This window comes from Actinomadura sp. 7K534 (genome assembly GCF_004348575.1).
Classification (GTDB): Bacteria; Actinomycetota; Actinomycetes; order Streptosporangiales; family Streptosporangiaceae; genus Spirillospora; species Spirillospora livida.
In genome coordinates this window covers 1-2417 of sequence record NZ_SMKB01000435.1, presented here as the reverse complement: position 1 = coordinate 2417, position 2417 = coordinate 1, and the positions used below count along the sequence as shown (strand labels likewise).

Sequence of the window (2417 nt, the reverse complement as noted above, 5' to 3'; positions counted from 1 at the left end):
GGATGGGCCCGTCGTGGTGGGTGGTGGTCGCCGCCTTGCCGTGGCGGGCCTGTCGCGTGTGCGGCGGGGGCCGGTGCGGGGGGAACCGGTGTGCGCAGAGACTGCCAAGTTGGGGCCGGGCCGCATAGGGTCAGGGTGTGGACAGGCGCATCTTCGGGCTTGAGAACGAGTACGGCGTCACCTGTACCTTCCGGGGTCAGCGGCGGTTGTCACCGGACGAGGTGGCGCGCTATCTGTTCCGGAGGGTGGTGTCGTGGGGTCGTAGCAGCAACGTGTTCCTGCGGAATGGGGCACGGCTCTACCTGGACGTGGGGAGTCATCCGGAGTACGCGACGCCGGAGTGTGACAGCGTCGTCGATCTGGTGACGCATGACAAGGCCGGTGAGCGGATTCTCGAGGGTCTGCTGGTCGATGCCGAGCGGCGGTTGCGCGAGGAGGGCATCGCCGGCGACATCTATCTGTTCAAGAACAACACGGATTCGGCGGGGAACTCGTACGGCTGCCATGAGAATTACCTGGTGGGCCGGCACGGGGAGTTCGGGCGGCTGGCGGATGTGCTGATTCCGTACCTGGTGACGCGGCAGATCATCAGCGGTGCGGGGAAGGTGCTGCAGACGCCGCGCGGGGCGGTGTACTGCGTGTCGCAGCGGGCGGAGCACATCTGGGAGGGTGTGTCGTCGGCGACGACGCGGTCGCGTCCGATCATCAATACGCGGGACGAGCCGCACGCGGACGCGGAGCGGTTCCGGCGGCTGCATGTGATCGTCGGTGACTCGAACATGAGTGAGACGACGATGCTGCTGAAGGTCGGTGCGACCGATCTGGTGCTGCGGATGATCGAGGCCGGCGTGGTGATGCGCGATCTGACGCTGGAGAACCCGATCCGGGCGATCCGCGAGGTCAGTCATGACATGACGGGCCGGCGGAAGGTGCGGCTGGCGAACGGCCGGGAGGCGAGTTCGCTGGAGATCCAGCAGGAGTACTTCGGGAAGGCGCGCGATTTCGTGGACGCGCGCGGCGGGGACGCGACGGCGAAGCGGGTGCTGGAGCTGTGGGAGCGGACGCTGCGGGCGGTGGAGACGGGTGATCTGGACCTGGTCGAGCGGGAGATCGACTGGGTGACGAAGTACAAGCTGATCGAGCGGTATCGGCGGAAGTACGATCTGCCGCTGTCGTCGCCGCGTGTGGCGCAGCTGGATCTGACGTATCACGATGTGCATCGTGAGCGGGGTCTGTACTACCTGCTGGAGAAGCGCGGGGCGGTGGACCGGGTCACGCGGGATCTGGACATCTTCGAGGCGAAGTCGGTGCCGCCGCAGACGACGCGGGCGCGGCTGCGGGGTGAGTTCATCCGGAAGGCGCAGGAGAAGCGGCGTGATTTCACGGTGGACTGGGTTCATCTGAAGTTGAACGATCAGGCGCAGCGGACGGTGCTGTGCAAGGATCCGTTCCGGTCGGTGGACGAGCGGGTGGACAAGCTGATCGCGGGGATGTGAGGCGGGCGGCCGGGCTGCTGCGGAGGGGCCGGTTTCGGTCCGGTGGTGTTGTGCGACCTGGCCCTACCGGCGGGTTTCTTGGGCGGTAGGGTGAGCGCGCAGTAGCGCTCACCCCCCGCGGAGGACCCCCGTATGCGTCGTGTCCGGTTGCTGCCCCTGGTCGTCGTGCTCGCCGCGCCGTTGGCCCTGTCGGGGTGCTGGGGCGGCGGCGGGCTGGACGTCACGGTGCGGGGCGATTTCGGGAAGCTGCCCGAGGTGGAGTTCCCGAAGGGCGGCCCGGGGGAGTCGCTGGCGGTGGAGACGCTGAAGGAGGGCGAGGGGTCGGCGGCCCGCAAGGGCGATCTGGTGGTGGCCGACTATGTGGGCTACCGGTGGAGTGACTCCGGGCGGAAGCTGCTGGCGAGCAGTTATTCGAAGGGGACTCCGGGGGCGTTCCCGACGGGGCAGCTGGTGCCGGGGTTGACGAAGGCGCTGGAGGGGGCGCGTCCGGGGTCGCGCGTGGTGGCGCGGATCCCGCCGAAGGAGGGCTTCGGGGAGAAGGGCGATCCGAAGCACCAGGTGGGCGGGGACGACACGCTGGTGTACGTGCTGGACGTGCGGGCGGTGTACGCGAAGGCGGCGGGGCCGCGCGGGGAGCGTGCGGCGCCGCTGGACGAGCCGGGGCTGCCGAAGGTGGCGGAGGCGGCGGCGGGGCAGGTGCCGCGGGTGACGGTGCCGCGTGCGGCGGCGCCTGGGAGGCTGCAGGTTCGGACGCTGGTGCGGGGCGGTGGCCCGGCGGTGCGGAAGGGCCAGCTGCTGGCGCTGCAGTACGCGGGGTATTTCTGGCGGGACGGGAAGGCGTTCAACTCGTCGTGGTCGGAGGGGCATCCGGCGGCGGTGGCGATCGGGACCGGTCAGGTGATGAAGGGCTGGGACCAGGGC

At 69.5% G+C, this 2417-nt stretch carries 2 protein-coding genes; both read left to right on the top strand.

All coding sequences use genetic code 11. The features are described from left to right. The first annotated feature begins 137 nt into the window (after positions 1–137). Positions 138–1496, top strand: coding sequence for a Pup--protein ligase (gene pafA / locus E1266_RS36825; RefSeq protein ID WP_131956632.1), 1359 nt, complete (start codon positions 138–140; stop codon positions 1494–1496). 132 nt (positions 1497–1628) lie between these two features. Continuing rightward, positions 1629–2417, top strand: a 789-nt coding sequence (locus E1266_RS36820; RefSeq protein ID WP_132055154.1) for an FKBP-type peptidyl-prolyl cis-trans isomerase, incomplete at its 3' end; no start/stop codon positions are given.